Genomic DNA, 20278 nt, shown 5'->3' with positions numbered 1-20278 from the left:
CTGCGACGCCATATGTGAAAAAGCCCGCCGATGGCGGGCGTAGCGCTTATAATGTCGGCTTTTACGGCCCAAGCGCCGTTCACCAGACAGAGAAACGAATGAGCACAATACCTCCATGCCCGCAATGCCAGTCCGAATACACGTACGAAGACGGCAACAATCTCGTCTGCCCTGAATGCGCGCATGAATGGTCGGCCACGGCCGGCGAGGCGGTGGAAGAGGGTGCGAAAGTCTACCGTGACGCGGCCGGCAATATCCTGCAGGACGGCGACACGGTCAGCGTCATCAAGGACCTGAAACTGAAAGGTGGCGGCGGCGTCGTCAAGATGGGCACCAAGGTCAAGAACATCCGCCTGGTCGACAGCGACCACGATATCGACTGCAAGATCGAAGGTTTCGGTCAGATGAGCCTGAAGACCGAGTTCGTCAAGAAGGTATAAGGCGGTCGCTTTCCAGTCATCCACCATGCAGATCGAGACCATCCGCCAGCGCCTGCGCGCGCTGGGCGCCAAGCCCCTGCACGAACAGCGCGTGCTGCGCGACTGGATACAGGCGCAGCCGCACGACTGCGGCCGGCGCCGCGCCGAAGACTTTTTGCCGCTGCCGGTGCGCGTAGCGTTGCCGGCACTGGACCTGGAACTGCAGGGCATACTCAGGCTGCTCAGTACCCATCCCGGCGCCGACGGTTCGGCTAGATTGCTGGTGGGCCTGCACGACGGGCAGACGGTGGAAAGCGTGCTGCTGCCGCGCGATGGGCTGTGCGTATCGAGCCAGGTGGGCTGCGCGGTCGGTTGCCAGTTCTGCATGACGGGCCGCGACGGCCTGCTACGGCAAGTGACCAGCGGCGAAATCATCGCGCAGGTGGTATTGGCGCGCACCATGCGGCCGGTGAAAAAAGTCGTCTTCATGGGCATGGGCGAACCGGCCCATAACCTCGCCAACGTGATGGAAGCGATCGAGTTGCTGGGCACGGAAGGCAATATCGGCCACAAGAACCTGGTGTTTTCCACTGTTGGCGACCCGCGTGCCTTCGAGCGTTTGCCGCAGGGCAGGGTCAAGCCAGCGCTGGCGCTGTCCCTGCATACCACCAAACCTGCATTGCGCGAGCAACTGCTGCCGCGCGCACCGAAGCTTTCCCCGCGCGAACTGGTCGATTTTGGCGAGTGGTATGCGCGCCTGACCGGCTATCCGGTGCAGTATCAATGGACCCTGATGGAAGGCGTCAACGATGGCGACGATGAACTGGACGGCATCGTGTCACTGTTGAAGGGCAAGTATGCCGTGCTGAACATGATTCCGTATAACACCATCGCCGACCTGCCGTTCAAACGCCCCAGTTGGGACAAGGCGCGCGCGATTGCGGCCCGCCTGCATGAGCGTGGTGTGCTGACCAAGTTGCGCGATTCGGCCGGGCAGGATGTGGAGGGAGGTTGTGGACAGTTGCGGGCGCGCGAGGCCAAGGGCAGGGTAATTCCGATCAAGGCGGCTTGAAGAGTAAAAACGTAAAAATGGCGGGCTGGAGACGCGAGCCCGAGAAAATGCCGATGGCTGCGTTGCAGCTCCTAGGCGTACTAGCGTACTGTCGTCGTCGCTGCGCCTTGCCCTCGACATTTTTCAGGCCCGCTTGGCCCGGAGAGCCCGTGCGGGCGTCCCGGGTTTCCAACACATTCTGCTGATACGCTTGTGGAGCAGGACCGGCAGTTGCTATCGGTTTAAATTCCGCCCAACAAATCATTTTCATTCAATATTGCAAACGCTATCTCCGGATGCGCGGCCAGGCAGCGCCGCACGGCAGCGGGAATGGCGGCGCGGGTCTTGCGGCACAGGCCGGGCTGCTCTTGCAACTGAATCTGGAAGCCGCGCACGGTGCGCACTTCGCCGTTGCCGGGGGCGATGCGCAGCACCACGCCGAGGTTTTTCTGCAAATTTGTTTCCAGCTTTTTCAGCTGTTCATGCGTCGCGATGGTCTCGATATGGGCCAGCAAACGCTTTTCTTCCGTCAGGTTCAGCCGCAGGATGGCAAGGTTGGCCTTCGCATCTTGCATCAGCTCTGCACGCGCGCAGTCGCACAGCTGCGGCGGGCATTGCTTGCGGATTTCGAAGTCAACGGTGTGCATGGACGCATTTTATTGTATTGGGCGACCTGCCTATTCTGTCACAAATCGTGCGTGCGCTTGACCGCGTATGTTGTCGCACAGCCGTGGCCATGTTGTAATGTTGGCCATTATGAGAACCCGTATCAAGATCTGCTGCATCGCTTCCATCGATGAAGCACAACTGGCGATCGCCGCCGGCGCCGATGCGCTGGGCCTGGTCGCTGCCATGCCATCTGGCCCAGGCGTGATTCCCGACGCGCGCATTGCCCGCATCGCTGCCTGGGCGCCGCCGCCGGTATCGACCTTTTTGCTGACGGCCGAAACGACGGCGCCGCGTATCGCCGACCATATCGCGGCCACCTTGCCGACCACGGTACAGATCGTCAACCATATCGACCCGCGTGAAGTGGCCGAGCTGGCGCGAATGCTGCCGCAGGTGCGGCGGGTGCAAGTGATCCATGTGGAGAACCAACAGGCGCTCGGCATGATGGACGCTTATGCGCCCCATGTGCATGCGTTTTTGCTCGATTCGGGCAAGCCCTGCGGTGCCATCCAGGAGCTGGGCGGTACCGGCCGCATCCACGACTGGGCCATCAGCGCGCGCTTCGTGCGCGCCAGCCCCGTGCCCGTGTTCCTGGCCGGTGGCCTCGACGACAGCAATGTCGCCGCCGCCCTGCGCCAGGTGCGCCCCTACGGCATCGACCTGTGCTCGCGTGTGCGTACCGCCGGCCACCTCGATATCGTGAAGCTGGCGCTCTTGACGTCGGCCGTGCGCGAAGCCGATGCGCTGCTTTATGCGGAGGGCTGAGCCAGCGCCGCCGTTGCACGCGCCGTCTGCCAAAGTTTTGCCATCAATACGCCAGCGTTGCCACATAGTCTGGCGGCACGGCCAGCGTTTGCAAGCGGCAATCGATGGCGGCGCCATCCCATTCGTTCAGTCCCCGGCCGGCATGCTTGAGCGCTGCTTCGCGCGCCGTCCACGCCTGCGCCAGGGCCAGCGGTCGCTGCGCTTCGGCGCAGGCGGACAATTCGCTTGCCACTTGCGGCCCCAGGTAGTCGGTCGCCACGGCAAACCAATCTGTAACCGCGACCACCCGCATTACATCGATGCCCACCGCACCGTGCAGATGGATGGCGGCCAGCGAGATGCCGTCGTCGTGGCTGATCGCCAGACCGGCAGTGCGGCCGGGCAGCAGCAAGCGCGGTGCATGACCTGGCTGCGATTGCATGCTGACCGCCTCACTGTCGATGGAAAGCCATTGTGCGACGGCCTCGCAGATGGCAATACGGATGCGCTGGCGCGCAACGGTGCGCGCCATGTCGCCGGCAATGCCGATTGCCAGCAGTCCATCGCCCAGCCAGTACTGCGTAAAACTCATGTACGCAGGGGCGCCGCCGGGCAGCCGGCCCAGTTGCTGCCGGCCGGGATATGCTCGCCCTTCATTACCAGGGTCAAGGGACCCAGGCGCGCGTTGTCGCCTACCTTGGCGCTGTACAGCACCGAGCTGCGCGGGCCCATGTAGACGCGCTCACCGATTTCCACGTGGTCGATCTTCATTACGCGGTCTTCGAACAAATGGGTTTGCGGGCAGGTCAGCGCATTGAGTTCGCTATGGTCGCCGATATGCACGCAGTCAAATTCGGTGATGTCGGTGGTGTCCATGTAGACGCCACGGCCGATCTTGCAGCCGAACAGGCGGAAGGCCATCGGCAGCCACGGCGTGCCGCGCAGGTAGCGCATGAAGTTGGGTACGGCGATGCCTTCGTACAGGTTTGTCACGCCTTCGGACAGCCACACGAACGGCGTCCACATCGGCGCCGCGTGCTTGCGGTAGCGTCCCAGCAGCAGCCACTTGAGCGCTACCACCAGCAGGAAATTGCCGATGCCGTAAGCGACGCCGGCCATCGCCAGGTCGGCTACCACCTCGCTCCAGCGCCCGGCGCCGGCCAGCGGCATCACGTCCAGCACCAGCGTATAGCCGACGGCGATCACCAGCGCATGCGGCGCGACGATGCGGAACGCTTCGATCAGGCTGCGGCCCAGGCGGCGCAGTGGCGACGGCTTGAAGGTCAGGTGCTCGGCAAAACCGCTGACCTGTTCGCGCGCCGGCAGGTGCATCGGCGGTGAACCGAGCCAGGTGTCGCCGCCATGCATCTGATCATTGCGCGGTGCATGCGTGTGCACGCCGATCAGCACATGCTCGGGCAGCACCGTGCCGTCGGGGATATAACTGCCGTTGCCGACAAAGCTGCGGTGCGAAATGACGGTGGGCCGCATGGTCATCCAGCCGCCGTCGATCTGCTCGTCGCCCAGCATCACGGCGTCGGCAATAAAGGTGTCGTCGCCCAGGGTCAGCATGTCGGGTACCACGCCCAGCGCGGTGGAAATCTCGGCGCCCTTGCCGACCTTGGCGCCCAGCAGGCGATACCAGTACGGTGCGAATACGGTGGCGTAAATGCCGTGCAACACGTTCAGGCTCGATTCCTGAATATGGCTGACCAGCCACTTGGCGCAATAGACATTGCTGTGCACGGCAGAAACGCCGGGCTTCAGGCGCGGCAGCGCACCCCAGCGGATGGCGGCCGACAGCAGGGCGGTCAGCACGATCAGCACGGCGCTGGCCGGGAAGGCCAGGATGAAATAGCGGGCAAGTTGCGTGGTGGCCTCGCGACCCTGCAGCCACGGCATCACTTCGCGTTCGTCGAACCAGTCGATCAGCACAAAGCTGGGGAACACGGGCATAAAGAACAGCACCGCGATCAGCACCATGCCAAAGCAGAAAAACAGCATCTCGGCGCTCAATCGGGCTTTGCTTACTGCGGGCCGCGCCGGCTGGCTGGCCCGGTCAAACGCGCCCGCGTCGCGCGCCGGCGAACCTGTCCAGATGCGGCCGGCCGGCACTTGAGCGCCATCGGCCAGCGCGGACTGGCCTTCCAGGTGGCCAAAGTCGCCGACTGTCGTATTGCCTTCCAAAATTGCGTAGGAGCTGATGCAGGCGTCGTTGCCGATGCTGATTTGCCCCAGCAGCAAACGGCCCCGTTCGACGCGCGCGTTTTCAAAATTGACGGCATTGCCGACGCTGACGTTGTCGCCGATCGACAGCAGCTCTGGCGCGCGCAAGGTCATCGAACCGATTACCACTTCCTTGCCGACCTTTGCACCGAGTGCGCGCAGCCACCAGCTGTTCAAGGACGAGCCACTGAGCAGATAGGCAGGCGCCGATTCGACCAGCCGGTCAGCCAGCCACCAGCGGTAATAAGTCACGCCCCACAGCGGATAGCTGCCCGCTTTCAGGCGCCCGGCGATCAGCCATTTGCCGGCAATCGCAATCGCAAATTCGCCCAGCGTCGCCAGCAGGAACACGCCGATCGAGGCGGCCACGGCGCGCGCCACGGTGTCGCCCGGGTCGCCCGTAAAATAATGATAGGTAAAGAAGGGCGCCAGCCACTGTGCCATGCGCAGGGTCACCAGTACCGGCACGGCAGCCGCCTGGGCTGCGCCGCATACCCAGCGCTTGACGCGCGACGGTGGCGTCCAGTCGGCTTCCGGTACGGCCAGCGCGGGCGCTTCTCCCAGCACGGCGGCGATCTTGCCGATTTCGCGGTTATGGTAGATATCGCGCACTGTCATGTGGGCGTAACGGGGATCGGCGCGCAGGCTTGAGGCCAGCCGCGCGGCAAGGAATGAATGGCCACCCAAGTCGCTGAAAAAGTCGGCACTGCGCAGTATCGGCTGGCCCGGGAACAGCTGCGCCAGCGCCGCGAACAGGGCTGCTTCGGCCGGCGTTTCGGGTGTATCCGATTCACCCGCTTCGCCTGCTGGTGGAGCGGACAGTGGCATCGCTTTCAAGGCCTTCCTGTCGATCTTGCCGGAGGTCAGGCGCGGCATCAGCGGCAGCAGTTCAAACCGCCCCGGCACCATATACGGCGGCAGGTGCAGGTTCAGTGCTGCGCGCAGGGTCTTTGGCGTCAGGGCGTCGTCCGGCGCATGGTCGCTGCCGACGATATACGCGACCAGCTGGTCGATGCCGTCATCCTTGCGCAGCAAGACGGCCACCGTGCCCACGCCCGCTTGCTGCGCCAGCACGGCCTCGATCTCGCCCAGCTCCACGCGAAAGCCGCGTATCTTGACCTGGTCATCGGCGCGGCCCAGGCACATCACCTGGCCATCGGCGTCGATACGGGCCAGGTCGCCGGTGCGGTACAGGCGCGCGTCGTCAGCCCCCGTCGCCCACGGATTGGGCAGGAATTTTTCCACTGTCAGGTCGGGGCGGCCCAGGTAGCCCTCGGCCAGGCCGGGGCCGATAATGCACAATTCCCCGGTTTCACCGCGCGCCAGCAGCTTCAATGACTGGTTTTCGCCCGCTTCCGCCACCTGCAGTACCAAGAGGCCATAGTTGGGCAACGGCGTGCCGATGGTCACCGGCTGGCCCGGCAGCAGACGCGCCAGGCTGCACGAGACGGTCGCCTCGGTCGGGCCATAGGTGTTGAACATGGCGCGACCAGGGCGCGACCAGCGCTCGACCAGCGACTCGGGGCACATCTCGCCGCCCAGGTTGATCAGGCGCAGGCTTGGTACTTCCTCGGCAAACAGCGCCAGCAGGGTCGGCACCGCGTGCAGCACCGTCACCTGGTTGCTTGCCAACGCGCGCGGCAGCGCTTCCGGGTCGCCGGAGATCTCTTTCGGCCCCAGCCACAAGGTGGCGCCGACCAGCCAGGCGATCCAGATCTCCTCGAACGACATGTCGAAGGCGACCGAAAAACCCTGGTAGACAGTGTCGTCCTGCGTCACGCCCAGCACCGCATTCTCGCTGCGCAGGAAGTGGCAGATGCTGCGCTGGTTGATCAGGATGCCTTTCGGCTTGCCGGTCGAACCCGAGGTGTAGATCACGTAGGCCGGGTGTGCCGGCAGGGTGGCGTGGCGCGGGTGCAGCGTTTCGCCATCGGTTCGCGGCGCCAGCAGGCTTTCCGCCGTCCACACGGGGCGCATGACGCCTGCGTCCGCCAGGCGCGGCGCAAACTGCGTGCAGCTGACTATGCCCGCGCCGTTGGCGTCGTCGAGGCACACTTGCAGGCGTTCGACGGGCGTATCTTCATCGACCGGCAGCCAGGCGGCGCCCGCCTTGGCAATCGCTGCCTGCATCAACAGCAGGTTGGCGCCGCGCGGCAGCCACAGGCCGACGATATTACCGGGCCGTACGCCTGCCGCCACCAGGCGCGAGGCGGCCAGGCTGGCCAGTACATCGAATTCGCCATAGCTGATGCGGCGTTCGCCGGCTATCAGTGCAATCTGGTCGGGACAGCGGCGTGCGGTGGCCTCCAGCAGGTCGGCCAGCACTTCGTCTTGCAGCAGATCCGGTCGTTGGGGGCCGTACAGGATATCGGTATGGAGGGTGGGGCTATCGGCGGTGAAATCGTTCATGATGACGCTTATCTGTAATGCTCGGTGAAAGATCAAACTTGCGCCAACTTGGTGCGCGGCGCAGTTGATACATTACAGCAAGCAAGCGATTTCAGCGTTGCAGAACGGGGATTTCAAGTATTTTTTTTGCAATCAAGTGGCCCTGGCGTCAATTGCCATGATTACGGAATGTAAATCGCGGAAACATGGCGGTAATTTGTGCCAGCGTGGCCGCTGCCGGGTAGCCGTGCAATGTGGCGTCGGCCAGCCTGGCGTCGGTGCAGCCTTCGGCGCGGAACTGCTGCAGCACATAGTGAGTGACGCCTTTTTTTGCCAGCGTTTCAGCCAGTTCCAGCAGCGCTGACTCGGGCAGCAGGGCTGGGTGGATGGTGGTGCGGCATTCATGGGCCACGCCGCTGGCGACGATGGCGTCCAGGCAGGCGCGCGCCGGGTCGCCGCCGCCCGCCACGCCGGTAATCGCGCGGTAATCCGCGAAAGCGGCTTTGATATCAAAACCCACCCAGTCGACCAGCGGCAGCACTTCCTTCAATCGCTGCGGATAGATGCAGGCCGTGTGCAGGCCCACTTTGAATCCCAGCGCTTTCACCTCGAGCATGGCGTTTTTCAAGGCCGGGTCCATGCACGCTTCGCCGCCGCTGAACACCACTGCATCGACCAGGCCCGTGCGGCGGCGCAGCAGCGCCATCACGTCGGTCCACGGCGTGAGGGCGTCGCCGGAGCGCGGCTGCAGATGCGGATTGTGGCAATAGCCGCAGCGCCATGGGCAGCCCTGCACGAACACCACGGCCGCCAGCTGGCCGGGATAGTCGGTGGCGGAGAACGGCGTGACGCCGCCCACCCTGAGTTGCCTGGCCATCAGCGGCAGGTGCGGCTCAAGGGACCCGACACCGAGGCGCACGCTTCGCTGAAGTACTGGCGTTCGTGAAATTCACCCTGCTTGCCGATATTGAACGAGGCAACGGGGCGGTGATAGCCCATCACGCGGGTCCAGATTTCGCAGCGCTGGCGTTCGCTGTTGTGAAGTTCAATCGCAGGTGCAAGGTTGGGACGTGCGTTCATGGTGTTTCCTCCAGTATGGCGTTCAGATTGGCCTGCTTGCGGGCGATCAGCTCCGCATCGCAGGTTGGGCAAAACTCGTGTTTTCCCGCCAGGTAGCCATGGCGCGGACAGATCGAAAAAGTGGGCGTGACGGTGATATACGGCAGCGAAAAGCGCGACAGCGCCCGTTTCACCAGTTCGCGGCAGGCATTGGCGTCCGACAGTGCCTCCGTCATGTACAGGTGCAGCACGGTGCCGCCCGTGTATTTGCGCTGCAGTGCGTCCTGCAGTTCCAGTGCCTCGAACGGGTCGTCGGTATGGCCGACCGGCAGCTGCGAGGAATTCGTGTAGTAGGGATTGTCGCTTGTCCCTGCCTGCAGGATGGCCGGATAGCGCTTGCGGTCTTCGCGCGCGAAGCGGTAGGTCGTGCCTTCGGCCGGTGTCGCTTCCAGGTTGTACATATGCCCCGTCTGTTCCTGGAACTGGACCATGCGTGCGCGCACATGGTCGAGCAGGCGTATCGCCAGCGCATGGCCATCTAGGCTGGTAATGTCATATTCATTGCCGCTGAAATTGCGGATCATCTCGTTGATGCCGTTCACGCCCAGCGTGGAAAAGTGATTGCGCAAGGTGCCCAGATAGCGTTTCGTGTACGGAAACAGCCCCTCCTGCATCAGTTTGTCGATGGTGGCGCGCTTGATTTCCAGGCTGGTCTTGCCCAGCTCCAGCAAGCGGTCCAGGTCGGCCAGTAGCGCCGCTTCGTCGCCGCGCCAAAGATAGCCCAGGCGCGCGCAGTTGATGGTCACCACGCCCAGCGATCCTGTCTGCTCGGCCGAACCGAACAGCCCGTTGCCACGCTTGAGCAGTTCGCGCAGGTCCAGCTGCAGCCGGCAGCACATCGAACGTATCATGTTCGGTTTCAGTTCCGAATTGATGAAGTTCTGGAAGTAGGGCAGGCCATAGCGGGCCGTCATCTCGAACAGGCGCTCGGCGTTGTCGCTGTACCAGTCGAAATCCTCGGTGATGTTGTAGGTCGGGATAGGAAACGTGAACACGCGGCCCCTGGCGTCGCCGGCCATCATGATCTCGATATAGGCACGGTTGATCATGTCCATCTCGAGCTGCAGTTCGCCGTAGGAAAAAGGCATTTCCACGCCAGCGATCACGGGAATCTGCTGGCGCAAATCTTCCGGGCAGACCCAGTCGAAGGTCAGGTTGGTGAAGGGTGTTTGCGTGCCCCAGCGCGACGGTACGTTGAGGTTGTAGATCAGCTCCTGCATGTACTGCAGCACATCGGCGTACGCCAGCTTGTCCTTGCGGATGAACGGCGCCATATAGGTGTCAAACGAGCTGAAAGCCTGCGCACCGGCCCACTCGTTTTGCAGGGTGCCGAGGAAATTGACGATCTGGCCGATCGCCGACGACATGTGTTTTGGCGGGCTTGATTCGACCTTGCCCGGCACGCCGTTCAGGCCTTCATGCAGCAGGGTGCGCAGCGACCAGCCGGCGCAGTAACCGGCCAGCATGTCGAGGTCGTGGATATGCAGCGCCGCCTCGCGGTGGGCTGCGCCCACTTCCGGCGGATAGACCTGGTCGAGCCAGTAGTTGGCGATTACCTTGCCCGATACATTGAGTATCAGGCCGCCCAGCGAATAGCCCTGGTTGGCGTTGGCGTTGACCCGCCAGTCGCGCCGCTCCAGGTACTCGTTGATGGATGCGGCGACGTCGACCTGACTGTGTTTTTTAGACGGCGTGACGGATAGTGCGCTAGCTGACATGAAACCTCCAATAACCACAACATGCGGTGTTTTATTGAAGAATATCGACTAAATGTAGTGTCGTCAAAGGGTGCTTGCAGGCGAGTGGCGGATTCTTGATCGAGGTGAAATTCGAGGCCGTGGCAGGCATTTCTTTCACCCCTAACGGCGAAAGTGCCGGGGTCAGACCCTCAATGCCGCTGACTCAGAGGCTTGCGCCAACGGTCGCGGGGGTCCGACCCCAGATTCTGCACTTGGGGTAAAAATTTCAGCATTGATCTCAGCGATGTTTGTCCCACCTCGTCTCGCGCAAAATCATGTACGTGGTCGCAAAAAACGCCCCGCCGCAGGTAGCGATGCTGATGACGGAAGCAGGCAGCACATGGAGCCAGATTTCCATCGGCGAAAACGTGCTCCAGCCGGCCACGCGGATGTCGAACGTGATGTAGTTCGCCAGCAGCCAGTACGCGGCCAGGATGGCGGTGCAGATGGCGCTCTGGCGCAGCAGCGGCAGCTGGCGGCGGGCGAACACGGCCAGCAAAAACAGCAGCACCACGCCCGGATACACGCCCAGTATTTCTGGTGAAAACATGTGCGTGCTGTTGGCGTCATAGCCTTCGACGGGCAAGGCCCATTGCACTTGCAGCGCGGTGAGGAACAGGGTCAGGAGCAGGATCAGCAGGGGTTTTCGGGTCATGGAGATGGCTGTTGTGAGTAGAGGATCAGGCACGATGGCAGGGCGCATTCTACAGCGCAAGGAGGACCCCCATGCATGCATTCCTTCACCTGTGTCAAGGACTGCTCACATGGCGCGGGGCTATAGTCTCGACCCTGAGCCGATACAGAAAGTCCTCATCATGAAGCTTGAACATTCTACCGCCCAGCGCGTGGCCGGAGCGCTGGAACTGGTCTGCCCGGCCGGCAGCCTGCCGGCCCTGAAAGCGGCTGTCGACAATGGCGCCGATACCGTCTATCTCGGCTTTCGCGACGCCACCAATGCGCGCAATTTCGCCGGCCTCAATTTTGACGAAAAGGCGATTGCCGAAGGTGTGCGCTACGCCCAACAGCACGGCCGCAAGGTGTTGCTGGCATTGAATACCTATCCGCAGCCGCATAACTGGATGGTCTGGCGCAGCGCCATCGACCGCGCGGCCGACGCGGGCCTGGACGCCGTTATCGTTGCCGACCCCGGCCTGATGGCGTATGCGCGCGAGCACCATCCGCAACTGCGTTTGCACCTGTCGGTGCAGGGCTCGGCCACCAACTACGAGGCCATCAACTTTTACCATGAACACTTCGGCGTCTCGCGCGCGGTGCTGCCGCGCGTGCTGTCGATGGCGCAGGTGGAGCAACTGATCGCCAACACGCCGGTCGAGATCGAAGTGTTCGGCTTTGGCAGCCTGTGCGTGATGGTCGAAGGGCGCTGTGCGCTGTCGTCGTATGCGACCGGCGAAGCGCCCAATACCCATGGCGTGTGCTCGCCGGCCAAGGCGGTGCGCTGGGCGGAAACCGCAGGCGGCCTGGAGTCGCGCCTGAACGGCGTGCTGATCGACCGCTATGGTCCCGGCGAAAACGCCAGCTACCCGACCCTGTGCAAGGGCCGCTTCGACGTCGACGGAGAACAGTATTACGCGATCGAAGAGCCGGCCAGCCTGAACACCCTGGCGCTGCTGCCGCAACTGGTGGCCATGGGTGTGAAAGCCGTGAAAATCGAAGGCCGCCAGCGCAGCCCAGCCTATGTGGCGCAGGTCACGCGGGTCTGGCGCGAGGCCATCGACAGCTTGGACGCTTGCCGCGAAGGCCAGCAGCGCTACGCCGTCAAGCCGGGTTGGATGGCGGCCATGGACAAGCTGGCCGAAGGCCAGCAGCACACCCTGGGTGCCTATCACCGCTCATGGAAATAAAGGAAAATTATGCTGAAACTGTCACTCGGGCCTTTGCTCTACTACTGGCCGCGCGCCACCGTGTTCGAGTTCTACCAGCAACTCGCCGCCACTGCCGTCGATATTGTCTACCTGGGTGAGACGGTCTGCTCGCGCCGCCACGAGCTGCGCCTGTCGGACTGGCTCGATATTGCCGACCTGCTGGCGGCCAGCGGCAAGGAAGTGGTGCTGTCGACCCAGGCGCTGATCGAATCGAGCGCGGAACTGGCCACCTTGCGCCGCATCGCCGGCAACGGCCGCCATGGCGTGGAGGCCAACGATTTCGGCGCCGTGCATTGCCTGGAAAAGGGCGCACAATTCGTCGCCGGCCCCCACCTGAACCTTTTCAACGGCGCCAGCCTGCAACTGCTGGCCAGCCTCGGGGCGCGGCGCTGGGTGATGCCGCTGGAGATGAGCCAGCAGGCGCTGGCCGAACTGCTGCGCCAGGTGCCCGATGGCATCGAGACCGAAGTGTTTTCGTACGGCCGCATGCCGCTGGCGTTTTCCGCGCGCTGCTTTACGGCGCGTAACCGCAACCTGCCGAAAGACGATTGCCAGTACAGCTGCCTGCAGGAGCCGGATGGCCTGCTGCTGCGCACGCGCGATGCGCAGCCCTTCCTGGTGCTGAACGGCACGCAGACGCAGTCGGCGCTGGTGTACAACCTGGTGCGCGAGCTCGGTGCGATGGCCGCGCTGGGCGTGGGCGTGGCCCGTATCAGTGCGCAGGAACACCATACGGTGGAAGTGATCGGCATCTTCGACCAGGCCCGGCGCGGCCAGCTTTGCGCCGACGACGCGCAGGCGCAACTGGCGGCCTGCCATGCGGCCGGTACCTGCGACGGCTACTGGCATGGCGAGCCGGGCATGCATAGCCAGACCGCCGCACCCCATTGAACTTACAGGAATCATATGCTGAACAAGATTGAAACACTGCCGCCATTCCGGCTGCCGGCGCCCCTGGCCGCGTTGCTGGCCAAACTGCCGCCTTACCCCGCGTCCTGGGCTTTCGTGCAGGGCCTGAACCGCTTGCTGGCGCCGCAACTGCCCGACGATGTGCGCGCGCTGTTACAGGGGCGCAGCCTGCGCCTGCGCGTGCTCGACGCCGGTGTGGCGGTCGATTTTTGCTGGCGTGGGTCGGCGTTTGCGCCGGCCCGCCATGGCCAGGCGCCGGACTTGAGCATCGGCGCCAGCGCACATGATTTGCTGCTGCTGGCGCGGCGCCAGGAAGACCCGGACACCTTGTTCTTCAGCCGCCGCCTGCTGCTGGAGGGCGATACGGAACTGGGCCTGCTGTTCAAGAACACGCTCGATGCGCTGGAATTGCCGCCGTTCGACATGCAGTCGCTGCATCCGCGCCGCGTGCTGGCGCAGCTGTGCGGACGCAGGGATAACGCCTAGCTGCGGCGGCAATGGCCGCAGGCGCCGGTGCAGGGTATTGCCGCCTGCGCCTGTTCCATCTCGCCGATAAAGCCGGCGTCATTGACGGCGTCGATGACGGCGGCCAGCAGGCCTTCCTGGGCCACCGTTTCGTCGAACTGCACCGTGGCGTCATTGCGCGCCAGCGACACGCAAACCGTTTCGACTCCCTTGACGTTTTCCAGTACCTCCGTCAGTGCATCGGCGCAGCCCTCGTGGTCCATGCCGGTAATTGTCAGTCGCGCTGTTTGCATCGCTTGCCTCTTGCTTTTCAGATAAAAAAACAGCGTAGGCGAGGGCGCCATATTCCGTCCAGAGCAGCGCGGCAGCTTTGTCCGCTTTTTTATGATTCCTTGATCTGCATCCAATTTGCCAGGCCCGGTAACGCCCCCGCCATCCATTCAACCGTGCAGGCTGGCGTCGGCATCCTTGTCTATAATTGCTATTGTGAAAGTATAAACATGGCCTTCCCGTGCTTTCGTTTTTTATTGACAGGACACCTCATGGGCCCCACCGCACTATTTTTTTTAACCGCCACTGCCATGGCGCTGGCTCCGGCCCCCTCTGCGCAGGCGCAGAGCGTCAGTTTTGACGAAGCGCTGCGGCAGGCGACCGGCGCTTCGGGCGCCGTGCAGGGCGCCTCGCTCGACGTGCGCGCCAAGACCCTGAAAGCGGAAGCGCTGTCGAATATTGACGGCCCCTCGCTGGACCTGACAGCCTTTCGCGGCAGGCTGTCGACCGACCTGAGTCTCGATACCAGTCGACTGGCTGGCGTGGCGGGCGGCATCGGCGCGGCGCTGCCGAATTTGCCGATACCTGAAATCCCGAACTCGCTCGACCGCGACGTCGTGACCAATCTCACTTCGTTTGGCCTGGTCGGCATGTGGCCGATTTATACCGCCGGGCGGCTCGACGCCGTCAAGGGCGTGGCGGCCGGCATGGCGCAGGAGGCCGATGCCGAGCGGCTCGAAGCCGAGGAAAAACTCGGCACACAGGTGGCGCAGCGCTATTTCCAGCTGCTGCTGGCGCAACGGGTGGTGGCGGTGCGCGCGGAAGTGACCGCAGGTGTGATGGAGCACCAGCGCGACGCGGCCAAGCTGGAAAAGGGCGGCCTGATCTCGCGCGCCGAACGCCTGCGCGCCGACGTGGCACTCGATGCTGCACGCAGCGAGGAAGCGCAGGCGCGCAGCGACGCGGAAATCGCACAGGTGGCGCTGGACCGGCTGCTGAACACCGGCGCCCAGGTACGGCCCGCCACGCCGCTGTTCGTCAACTCGCTGCCGGTTGGTTCGCTGCAATCGTTTATCGACACCGGCATGCGCGAGAACGCAGCCTGGAAAAAGATCGCCAGCAAGCGTTTTCAGTCGGAGCAGGCGCTGCGCCTGCACGGCAAGGAGTACAGCCCCACCGTGTTCGCCGTCGGCAACTACAATCTGAACCGCGGCGGCGAACGGGTGGTGCGTTCCAACTGGGCGGTCGGGGTGGTGGTGTCGGTGCCGCTGGTGCATCGTATCAATACGGGCAAGCTGATAGAAGCGGCAAAGCTGGACCAGAAGCGGGTGGAAGTGACGGCGCGCCAGGCCGAACGCGATATTCCCACGCTGATCGAAAAGAACTGGCGTGCGCTGGAAAACGCGCGCATCCAGTTTTTGTCGACCGCTTCATCGGTGGAACTGGCGCGTGAAAATATCCGCCTGCAGACCGTGGCTTTCCAGCAGGGACAGGTGGCGTCGCTGGAAGTGGTCGATGCGCGCCTGAACCTGGCGAAGATTGAAACCCAGCGCGCGCAGAGCGCCTACAACTATGTGATGGGTCTGGCGCAGCTGCTCGAAGCGGCCGGCGAAACACGGCGCCTGGGCAGCCTGGCCGACCAGGCCGACATACACTTACCTCTGGATACCCCGCAATGAGCACCTCCAAAAAACAACTTGCCGGCTTGCTCGGCATGGTCATCCTGATCTTTATCGCCTGGGGCTTGTACCAGGCTTTCCAGCCGCAGCGCCTGCCCTTGCAGGGACAGATGGATGCGCAGGAAGTCAATGTCTCGTCCAAGGTGGCGGGCCGGGTTGGCCAGGTCAACGTGAAACTCGGTGACACCGTCAGCCAGGGCCAGTTGCTGTTCCAGCTGACTAGCCCCGAAGTGGACGCCAAGATCGCGCAGGCGACTGCTGCTGCGCAGGCGGCCGACGCCGTGGCGCAAAAAGCGCAGGCTGGCGCGCGGCCCGATGAGGTACGGGCGGCCAAGGCTAACTGGCAGCGCGCGCAGACCGGCGCGGCAATTGCAAAGACGACCTATGAGCGAGTAAATAATATGTTTGCCGAAGGCGTGCTCGCGCGCCAGAAGCGCGACGATGCCGAAGCCCAGTGGCGCGCCGCCGAACAGCAGGCGCAGGCAGCGCGCGCCCAGTACGACATGGCCAACGCCGGTGCACGGCCCGAAGACAAGAACGCTGCCAAGGCCCAGGCGCGCCAGGTGGGCGCCGTGCTGACGGAAGCGCAGGTGGCGCTGGCGGAAACGAAAATCATCGCGCCGGTGGCCGGCCAGGTCAGCAAGATCCAGATCCAGCCCGGCGAACTGGCGCCGCAGGGATTCCCCGTGCTCACCCTGGTCAACCTGGCTGACGCCTGGGCCGTGCTGCAGGTGCGCGAAGACGAGATGGCGGCGTTTGCCATGGGCAGCACGCATACGGCCGATGTGCCGGCTTTGCGCCAGCAGCTCACTTTCAAGGTCAGCTCGGTGGCCGTGATGCCCGACTTTGCCACTTGGCGCGCGGCGCGCCCGGGCGGCACCGACTTGCGCACCTTCGAGATCCGCTTGCGCCCGGCCATCAGGGTCGAGGGCTTGCGCCCCGGCATGTCGGTCGTGTTTCCGCCACTGTGAAGCGGCATGACTGAAGCGTTCAAGCCGCAGTCTGGCGCATTGGCGCGCGAATGGGCGCGGCTGCGTGCCGACTTCTGGGATCTGGCCATGCTGAGCTGGATTCCGCTGCTGCTGTGCGGCCTGCTGTGGTGGATTTTTTCTGCCGGCATTGCGCGCGACCTGCCGATTGCCGTGATCGACCATGACCATTCCAGCCTGTCGCGACAGCTCACGCGCTGGCTCGACGCCTCGCCGGGCGTGCAGGTCGCAGCCAGCGTGGGGTCGAGCGATGAAGCGCTGCAACTGCTGCGCGAGCGCAGCGCGTATGGGTATCTGGTGATTCCCGCCGACTTTGAAAAAGAACTGCTCGCTGGCCGCCAGGCCACCGTGCAATGGTTGTACAACGCGCAGTTTTCTTCGCACGCGGGGGCCTTGCTGCGCGACGTGCGCACCGTGTCGACCACCTTGTCGGCCGGCGTGGAGATGACGGCGCGGGCAAAGAAGGGTGTCTCGGGCGTGCAGGCCAGCGCCCAGTTCGAACCGATCCGCACTCGGCTCAATAGCCTGTACAACGACAACATCAGCTACGAAGCGTTTTTGACCCTGGCGTTGATGCCATCGATGCTGCAGATCTTTATCGTGATTGCGGTGGTAACTGGCATCGGGCGCGAGCTGCGCGACGCCACCGTGCCGCAGTGGCTGGCGGCGGCCAAGGGCAGCTGGTCTCGGGCGGTGGGCGCCAAACTGCTGTTCCCCTTGCTCGCCTATGCGGCGCTGGCCTTGCTGTACCTGCTGTTTTTCAGCGTGGTGCGCGGCTGGGCGGTGGCCGGCAGCATGCCTGGCCTGTTGCTGGCCATGCTGCTGCTGGTGCTGGCGTATTGTGGCCTGGGCCTGCTGCTGATCGCCGCCACTTTGTCGCTGCGGCTGTCCTTGTCGGGCACCGCCTTTATCACTGCACCGGCATTTGCGTTTGCCGGCCAGGCGTTTCCGCTGATGGCCATGCCGCCGGTGGCGCGCGCCTGGGCGCAAGCGCTGCCGCTCACGCATTACCTGGAACTGCAGACGATTTACTGGCTGGGCGGCGCGCCGTGGCGCTATGGCGTGGTGCAACTGCTGGTGCTTGCCGGTTTTGCCATCGGCTGCGGCGCGCTGGGCATGCTGCTGCTGGCGCGCCGCGCGAATGAGCCCGCGGCATGGGGAAAAACATGATCTGGCGATCATTTCTTGCCACCTGGCGCGCCATGCTGACCGACAAGGGCGCCCTGACCTTGCTGTTCGTCGGCGGGGTACTGTATTCATTCTTCTACCCGCTGCCCTACACGAAAGAAGTGGTACAGCGCGTGCCGGTGGCGGTAGTCGACCAGGACCGCAGCAGCATGTCGCGCCAGATGACGCGCTTTGCCATGGCCCATCCGGCCTTGCAGGTGGTGGCCGTCACGCCCGAATTGCCAGCCGCCCAGGACCTGCTGTGGCGCCGGCAAGTCATGGGGGTGCTGATCATCCCCGAAGGCTTGCAGACAGACGTGCTGGCCGGCCGCGCCGCACAGGCCCAGGTGGCGGGCAATGGCCTGTACCTGATGCTCAACAAGGTGGCGCTCAATGGCCTGGCCGAAGTGGTGGGCACCGTCTCGGCCGGGATTGAACTCAAGCGCCTGGCGGCCGCCACGCCGTCAAGCTACCAAGTGGCAGACCAGCGCTCGCCGATCACATTTGACGCCGTACCGCTGTTCAATGTGAAAGAGGGCTATGGCGCTTACGTGGTGCCGGGCGTGGCCACCCTGATCGTGCAGCAGACCCTGTTGATCGGCATGACCATGTTGTTCGGCACATGGTGCCAAAGCAAGACGTTTCCGCTGCCCGGCCCACCCACGGCGGGCGGCTATATGGGCATGCTGCTGGCGTTCGCTTCGGTGGTTTTGTTGAACTGCTGCTATTTCTTCGGCTTCGTGTTCTGGTTCCAGGACTACCCGCGCGGCGGCAATTTTGGCGGACTGCTGCTGTTGCTGGTGCTGTTTTCTCTGACGGTTGCGGCGTTCGGCATGCTGCTGGCGATGCAGTTTCGTACGCGCGAACGGGGTACCCAGTTGATGATCGCCACCTCGATGCCTGTCCTGTTCCTGGCCGGCCTGACCTGGCCCGTCAGTTCCATGCCCGCGCCGCTGCAGGCGCTGCGCTGGCTGCTGCCGTCGACGGCCGGCATCCAGGGCTTTGTGGCGCTGAACCAGATGGGCGCGTCGATGCATGACATACGCCATGAAGTGGCGGGTTTGTCGGCGCTGTTCATTGTGTGCGCTGCGCTGGGATGGCGACGCTGGTGCAACGACGAAAAAACCGGCTGAGTGGTCTTTATTTTCTTTTGGCAGATGGTACGATCAACAGCCGATCACACCACTTGCGAGGATAGCGATGCCAGTCAATCAGTCCGTTACCAGTTCAGTAGGAATCGTCCAGCCAGCACCCGATCAATCCCGCGGCTTCGACGCCGACAGCATCATCAGCCTGGCCACAGCGCAGGCCTTCGCCAGCCAGGGCTACAGCTTCTGCGCCCGCTATCTTTCCCTGCAGGCGCAAACTGCTCCGGGCGACCTGACCGCCGGCGAAGCCCAAGCTATTCTCGATGGCGGCCTGGCCCTGATGCCTGTCCAGCACGTGCTAGACCCAGGCTGGCAGCCGACGGCGCAACTCGGTGAGCAGCATGGCGCCAATGCCGCCGCCCAGGCGCTGGCCATCGGTGTGCCAGCCCAGGTCAATCTGTGGCTGGATCTGGAAGGCGTCAGCACCAGCGCCAGCGCGCAGGACGTCATCGCTTATTGCAGCAACTGGTTCAGTGCCGTGGCAATCGATAACTACCTGCCAGGCCTGTATGTCGGCGCCAGTTGCGGCCTCGATGGCCAGCAACTGTACGACCTGCCGTTCCAGCACTACTGGCAGTCGCTGAGCAATGTGCCGGCGATTCCCGGCCGGGGCTACCAAATGGTGCAGACAGGTCATTCCGGCTTGGTCAACGGCCTGTCGATCGATGTGGATACTGTCATGCTGGACCAGCTCGGCGGCGTGCCGCAATGGTGGGTCAGGGCTGGCACATGAGGTTGCACATGCGTTTACCTGATATAGCGAGAAACAGACCATGCTATTGATAGGAATGCTCGATTCACCCTATGTGCGGCGCGTTGCCATCGCCATGAAAGTTTTGGGCCTGGACCATGAGCACCGCCCGCTGTCGGTGTTTGCCGATTTCGACCAGGTGCACGCCATCAACCCCGCCGTCAAGGTGCCGACCCTGGTCACCGGCGACGGCCAGGTGCTGATGGATTCAAGCCTGATCCTGGCTTACCTGGAAGAGCTGGCGGTCAATGGTCAGCGCATCAGCCCGGAACCGGGCCATTCCAGGCTGCGCGGGCTGTGCCAGGTCGGCTACGCGCTGGCGGCCTGTGAAAAAGCCGTGCAAATCGTTTATGAACGGCGCCTGCGGCCCCAGGAAAAGCAGCACCAGCCCTGGCTGGACCGTGTCCAACTGCAGCTGCATGGGGCGTGGCGGCAACTGGAGCAATCGCTGCACGAGCAGACGCCCGACTGCCTGAGCAATGCCGGCATCACCATCGCCGTGGGCTGGAGCTTTGCGCATCGGCTGGTGCCCGATGTGATGGCGGGCAGCGACTATCCGGCCGTGACAGCGCTGACGGCCCTTGCCGAACAGCAGCCGGTATTTCTGGCCACGCCGATGGCTGGCTGATTTGCCGGGTTTGTCGATGGCGGTGCAGGCCCGG

The 20278-nt window shown here is 63.6% G+C and carries 20 protein-coding genes; 12 read left to right on the top strand and 8 right to left on the bottom strand.

The genetic code is table 11. The annotated features are described in order from the left end of the window. Positions 1-98: 98 nt before the first annotated feature. Both ACQ4WM_RS22660 and ACQ4WM_RS22655 read left to right on the top strand, forming a co-directional pair. Positions 99-440 carry a zinc ribbon domain-containing protein YjdM gene (locus ACQ4WM_RS22660; RefSeq protein WP_436548914.1) on the top strand — a complete coding sequence of 114 codons (342 nt, stop codon included), beginning with the start codon at positions 99-101 and terminating at the stop codon, positions 438-440. A 25-nt stretch (positions 441-465) separates the two neighbouring features. Continuing rightward, positions 466-1491 (top strand): RNA methyltransferase, encoded by a 1026-nt coding sequence (locus ACQ4WM_RS22655; RefSeq protein WP_436548913.1) that lies wholly within the window; start codon positions 466-468, stop codon positions 1489-1491. Between the two features lie 221 nt (positions 1492-1712). Here ACQ4WM_RS22655 and ACQ4WM_RS22650 read toward each other — a convergent pair whose 3' ends face one another. Further along, complete coding sequence (locus tag ACQ4WM_RS22650) at positions 1713-2117, bottom strand: hypothetical protein (RefSeq protein ID WP_436548912.1); 405 nt, start codon at positions 2115-2117, stop codon at positions 1713-1715. A 109-nt stretch (positions 2118-2226) separates the two neighbouring features. Between ACQ4WM_RS22650 and ACQ4WM_RS22645 the strand changes: the two genes are divergently transcribed. Next, the gene (locus tag ACQ4WM_RS22645) at positions 2227-2904 is read left to right on the top strand and encodes a phosphoribosylanthranilate isomerase (RefSeq protein ID WP_436548911.1); all 678 of its coding nucleotides are present in this window, start codon (positions 2227-2229) and stop codon (positions 2902-2904) included. Between the two features lie 43 nt (positions 2905-2947). Here the strand turns inward: ACQ4WM_RS22645 and ACQ4WM_RS22640 are convergent, their stop codons facing one another. The 6 genes from ACQ4WM_RS22640 to ACQ4WM_RS22615 all read right to left on the bottom strand — a co-directional run bounded on the left by ACQ4WM_RS22640 (position 2948) and on the right by ACQ4WM_RS22615 (position 11010). Then, entirely contained in the window at positions 2948-3475 is a 528-nt protein-coding gene (locus ACQ4WM_RS22640) for a 4'-phosphopantetheinyl transferase family protein (protein ID WP_436548910.1), read from the bottom strand. Then, the gene (locus ACQ4WM_RS22635; protein ID WP_436548909.1) at positions 3472-7518 is read right to left on the bottom strand and encodes a Pls/PosA family non-ribosomal peptide synthetase; all 4047 of its coding nucleotides are present in this window, start codon (positions 7516-7518) and stop codon (positions 3472-3474) included. Before ACQ4WM_RS22635 ends, ACQ4WM_RS22640 begins: the two co-directional genes overlap by 4 nt. A gap of 148 nt (positions 7519-7666) precedes the next feature. After that, positions 7667-8374, bottom strand: coding sequence for an anaerobic ribonucleoside-triphosphate reductase activating protein (locus ACQ4WM_RS22630; RefSeq protein ID WP_436548908.1), 708 nt, complete (start codon positions 8372-8374; stop codon positions 7667-7669). Then, a complete protein-coding gene (nrdD, locus tag ACQ4WM_RS22625) occupies positions 8374-8577 on the bottom strand; it encodes an anaerobic ribonucleoside-triphosphate reductase (protein ID WP_436548907.1) in 204 nt (67 codons plus the stop codon). Before nrdD ends, ACQ4WM_RS22630 begins: the two co-directional genes overlap by 1 nt. Then, on the bottom strand, positions 8574-10334 hold the full coding sequence (locus ACQ4WM_RS22620; RefSeq protein WP_436548906.1) for a ribonucleoside triphosphate reductase: 1761 nt from the start codon (positions 10332-10334) through the stop codon (positions 8574-8576). Before ACQ4WM_RS22620 ends, nrdD begins: the two co-directional genes overlap by 4 nt. Before the next feature lie 259 nt (positions 10335-10593). Beyond that, a complete protein-coding gene (locus ACQ4WM_RS22615; protein ID WP_436548905.1) occupies positions 10594-11010 on the bottom strand; it encodes a hypothetical protein in 417 nt (138 codons plus the stop codon). 160 nt (positions 11011-11170) lie between these two features. On the opposite strand from ACQ4WM_RS22615, the gene ubiU reads away from it, so the two are divergent. From ubiU to ubiT, 3 genes are read left to right on the top strand one after another with little or no spacing between them, the layout of a single operon-like run. Further along, complete coding sequence (ubiU, locus tag ACQ4WM_RS22610) at positions 11171-12217, top strand: ubiquinone anaerobic biosynthesis protein UbiU (RefSeq protein ID WP_436548904.1); 1047 nt, start codon at positions 11171-11173, stop codon at positions 12215-12217. Positions 12218-12226: 9 nt separating this feature from the next. Beyond that, positions 12227-13129 carry a U32 family peptidase gene (locus ACQ4WM_RS22605; RefSeq protein ID WP_436548903.1) on the top strand — a complete coding sequence of 301 codons (903 nt, stop codon included), beginning with the start codon at positions 12227-12229 and terminating at the stop codon, positions 13127-13129. Positions 13130-13144: 15 nt separating this feature from the next. Then, a complete protein-coding gene (gene ubiT, locus ACQ4WM_RS22600) occupies positions 13145-13633 on the top strand; it encodes a ubiquinone anaerobic biosynthesis accessory factor UbiT (protein ID WP_436548902.1) in 489 nt (162 codons plus the stop codon). Here the strand turns inward: ubiT and ACQ4WM_RS22595 are convergent. Further along, a complete protein-coding gene (locus ACQ4WM_RS22595) occupies positions 13630-13905 on the bottom strand; it encodes a heavy-metal-associated domain-containing protein (RefSeq protein WP_436548901.1) in 276 nt (91 codons plus the stop codon). The two genes, ubiT and ACQ4WM_RS22595, sit on opposite strands and share 4 nt — an antisense overlap. A gap of 249 nt (positions 13906-14154) precedes the next feature. On the opposite strand from ACQ4WM_RS22595, the gene ACQ4WM_RS22590 reads away from it, so the two are divergent. The 6 genes from ACQ4WM_RS22590 (at position 14155) to ACQ4WM_RS22565 (ending at position 20244) form a co-directional block, all read left to right on the top strand. Then, a complete protein-coding gene (locus tag ACQ4WM_RS22590; RefSeq protein ID WP_436548900.1) occupies positions 14155-15561 on the top strand; it encodes a TolC family protein in 1407 nt (468 codons plus the stop codon). Then, positions 15558-16532, top strand: coding sequence for an HlyD family secretion protein (locus ACQ4WM_RS22585; RefSeq protein ID WP_436548899.1), 975 nt, complete (start codon positions 15558-15560; stop codon positions 16530-16532). The genes ACQ4WM_RS22590 and ACQ4WM_RS22585 overlap by 4 nt, the downstream gene beginning before the upstream one ends. Positions 16533-16538: 6 nt before the next feature. Then, positions 16539-17720, top strand: coding sequence for an ABC transporter permease (locus ACQ4WM_RS22580; protein WP_436548898.1), 1182 nt, complete (start codon positions 16539-16541; stop codon positions 17718-17720). Then, positions 17717-18850 (top strand): ABC transporter permease, encoded by a 1134-nt coding sequence (locus tag ACQ4WM_RS22575; RefSeq protein ID WP_436548897.1) that lies wholly within the window; start codon positions 17717-17719, stop codon positions 18848-18850. The genes ACQ4WM_RS22580 and ACQ4WM_RS22575 overlap by 4 nt, the downstream gene beginning before the upstream one ends. 67 nt (positions 18851-18917) lie before the next feature. Continuing rightward, entirely contained in the window at positions 18918-19598 is a 681-nt protein-coding gene (locus tag ACQ4WM_RS22570; protein ID WP_436548896.1) for a DUF1906 domain-containing protein, read from the top strand. 40 nt (positions 19599-19638) lie between these two features. Beyond that, positions 19639-20244: a glutathione S-transferase gene (locus ACQ4WM_RS22565; protein WP_436548895.1), complete on the top strand. Its 606-nt coding sequence runs from the start codon at positions 19639-19641 to the stop codon at positions 20242-20244. Positions 20245-20278: the final 34 nt, after the last annotated feature.

The sequence above is a fragment of the Janthinobacterium longum genome (genome assembly GCF_051380735.1).
Taxonomy (GTDB): Bacteria; Pseudomonadota; Gammaproteobacteria; order Burkholderiales; family Burkholderiaceae_D; genus Janthinobacterium.
The sequence above is the reverse complement of the archived record's forward strand: the minus strand, read 5'-3'. Positions and strand labels throughout refer to the sequence as shown.

Excerpts from the sequence above, each read along its gene's own strand:
- ACQ4WM_RS22660 (WP_436548914.1), top strand. The coding sequence starts at position 99 with ATGAGCACAATACCTCCATGCCCGCAATGCCAGTCCGAATACACGTAC.
- ACQ4WM_RS22655 (WP_436548913.1), top strand. The coding sequence starts at position 466 with ATGCAGATCGAGACCATCCGCCAGCGCCTGCGCGCGCTGGGCGCCAAG.
- ACQ4WM_RS22650 (WP_436548912.1), bottom strand. The coding sequence starts at position 2,117 with ATGCACACCGTTGACTTCGAAATCCGCAAGCAATGCCCGCCGCAGCTG.
- ACQ4WM_RS22645 (WP_436548911.1), top strand. The coding sequence starts at position 2,227 with ATGAGAACCCGTATCAAGATCTGCTGCATCGCTTCCATCGATGAAGCA.
- ACQ4WM_RS22640 (WP_436548910.1), bottom strand. The coding sequence starts at position 3,475 with ATGAGTTTTACGCAGTACTGGCTGGGCGATGGACTGCTGGCAATCGGC.
- ACQ4WM_RS22635 (WP_436548909.1), bottom strand. The coding sequence starts at position 7,518 with ATGAACGATTTCACCGCCGATAGCCCCACCCTCCATACCGATATCCTG.
- ACQ4WM_RS22630 (WP_436548908.1), bottom strand. The coding sequence starts at position 8,374 with ATGGCCAGGCAACTCAGGGTGGGCGGCGTCACGCCGTTCTCCGCCACC.
- nrdD (WP_436548907.1), bottom strand. The coding sequence starts at position 8,577 with ATGAACGCACGTCCCAACCTTGCACCTGCGATTGAACTTCACAACAGC.
- ACQ4WM_RS22620 (WP_436548906.1), bottom strand. The coding sequence starts at position 10,334 with ATGTCAGCTAGCGCACTATCCGTCACGCCGTCTAAAAAACACAGTCAG.
- ACQ4WM_RS22615 (WP_436548905.1), bottom strand. The coding sequence starts at position 11,010 with ATGACCCGAAAACCCCTGCTGATCCTGCTCCTGACCCTGTTCCTCACC.
- ubiU (WP_436548904.1), top strand. The coding sequence starts at position 11,171 with ATGAAGCTTGAACATTCTACCGCCCAGCGCGTGGCCGGAGCGCTGGAA.
- ACQ4WM_RS22605 (WP_436548903.1), top strand. The coding sequence starts at position 12,227 with ATGCTGAAACTGTCACTCGGGCCTTTGCTCTACTACTGGCCGCGCGCC.
- ubiT (WP_436548902.1), top strand. The coding sequence starts at position 13,145 with ATGCTGAACAAGATTGAAACACTGCCGCCATTCCGGCTGCCGGCGCCC.
- ACQ4WM_RS22595 (WP_436548901.1), bottom strand. The coding sequence starts at position 13,905 with ATGCAAACAGCGCGACTGACAATTACCGGCATGGACCACGAGGGCTGC.
- ACQ4WM_RS22590 (WP_436548900.1), top strand. The coding sequence starts at position 14,155 with ATGGGCCCCACCGCACTATTTTTTTTAACCGCCACTGCCATGGCGCTG.
- ACQ4WM_RS22585 (WP_436548899.1), top strand. The coding sequence starts at position 15,558 with ATGAGCACCTCCAAAAAACAACTTGCCGGCTTGCTCGGCATGGTCATC.
- ACQ4WM_RS22580 (WP_436548898.1), top strand. The coding sequence starts at position 16,539 with ATGACTGAAGCGTTCAAGCCGCAGTCTGGCGCATTGGCGCGCGAATGG.
- ACQ4WM_RS22575 (WP_436548897.1), top strand. The coding sequence starts at position 17,717 with ATGATCTGGCGATCATTTCTTGCCACCTGGCGCGCCATGCTGACCGAC.
- ACQ4WM_RS22570 (WP_436548896.1), top strand. The coding sequence starts at position 18,918 with ATGCCAGTCAATCAGTCCGTTACCAGTTCAGTAGGAATCGTCCAGCCA.
- ACQ4WM_RS22565 (WP_436548895.1), top strand. The coding sequence starts at position 19,639 with ATGCTATTGATAGGAATGCTCGATTCACCCTATGTGCGGCGCGTTGCC.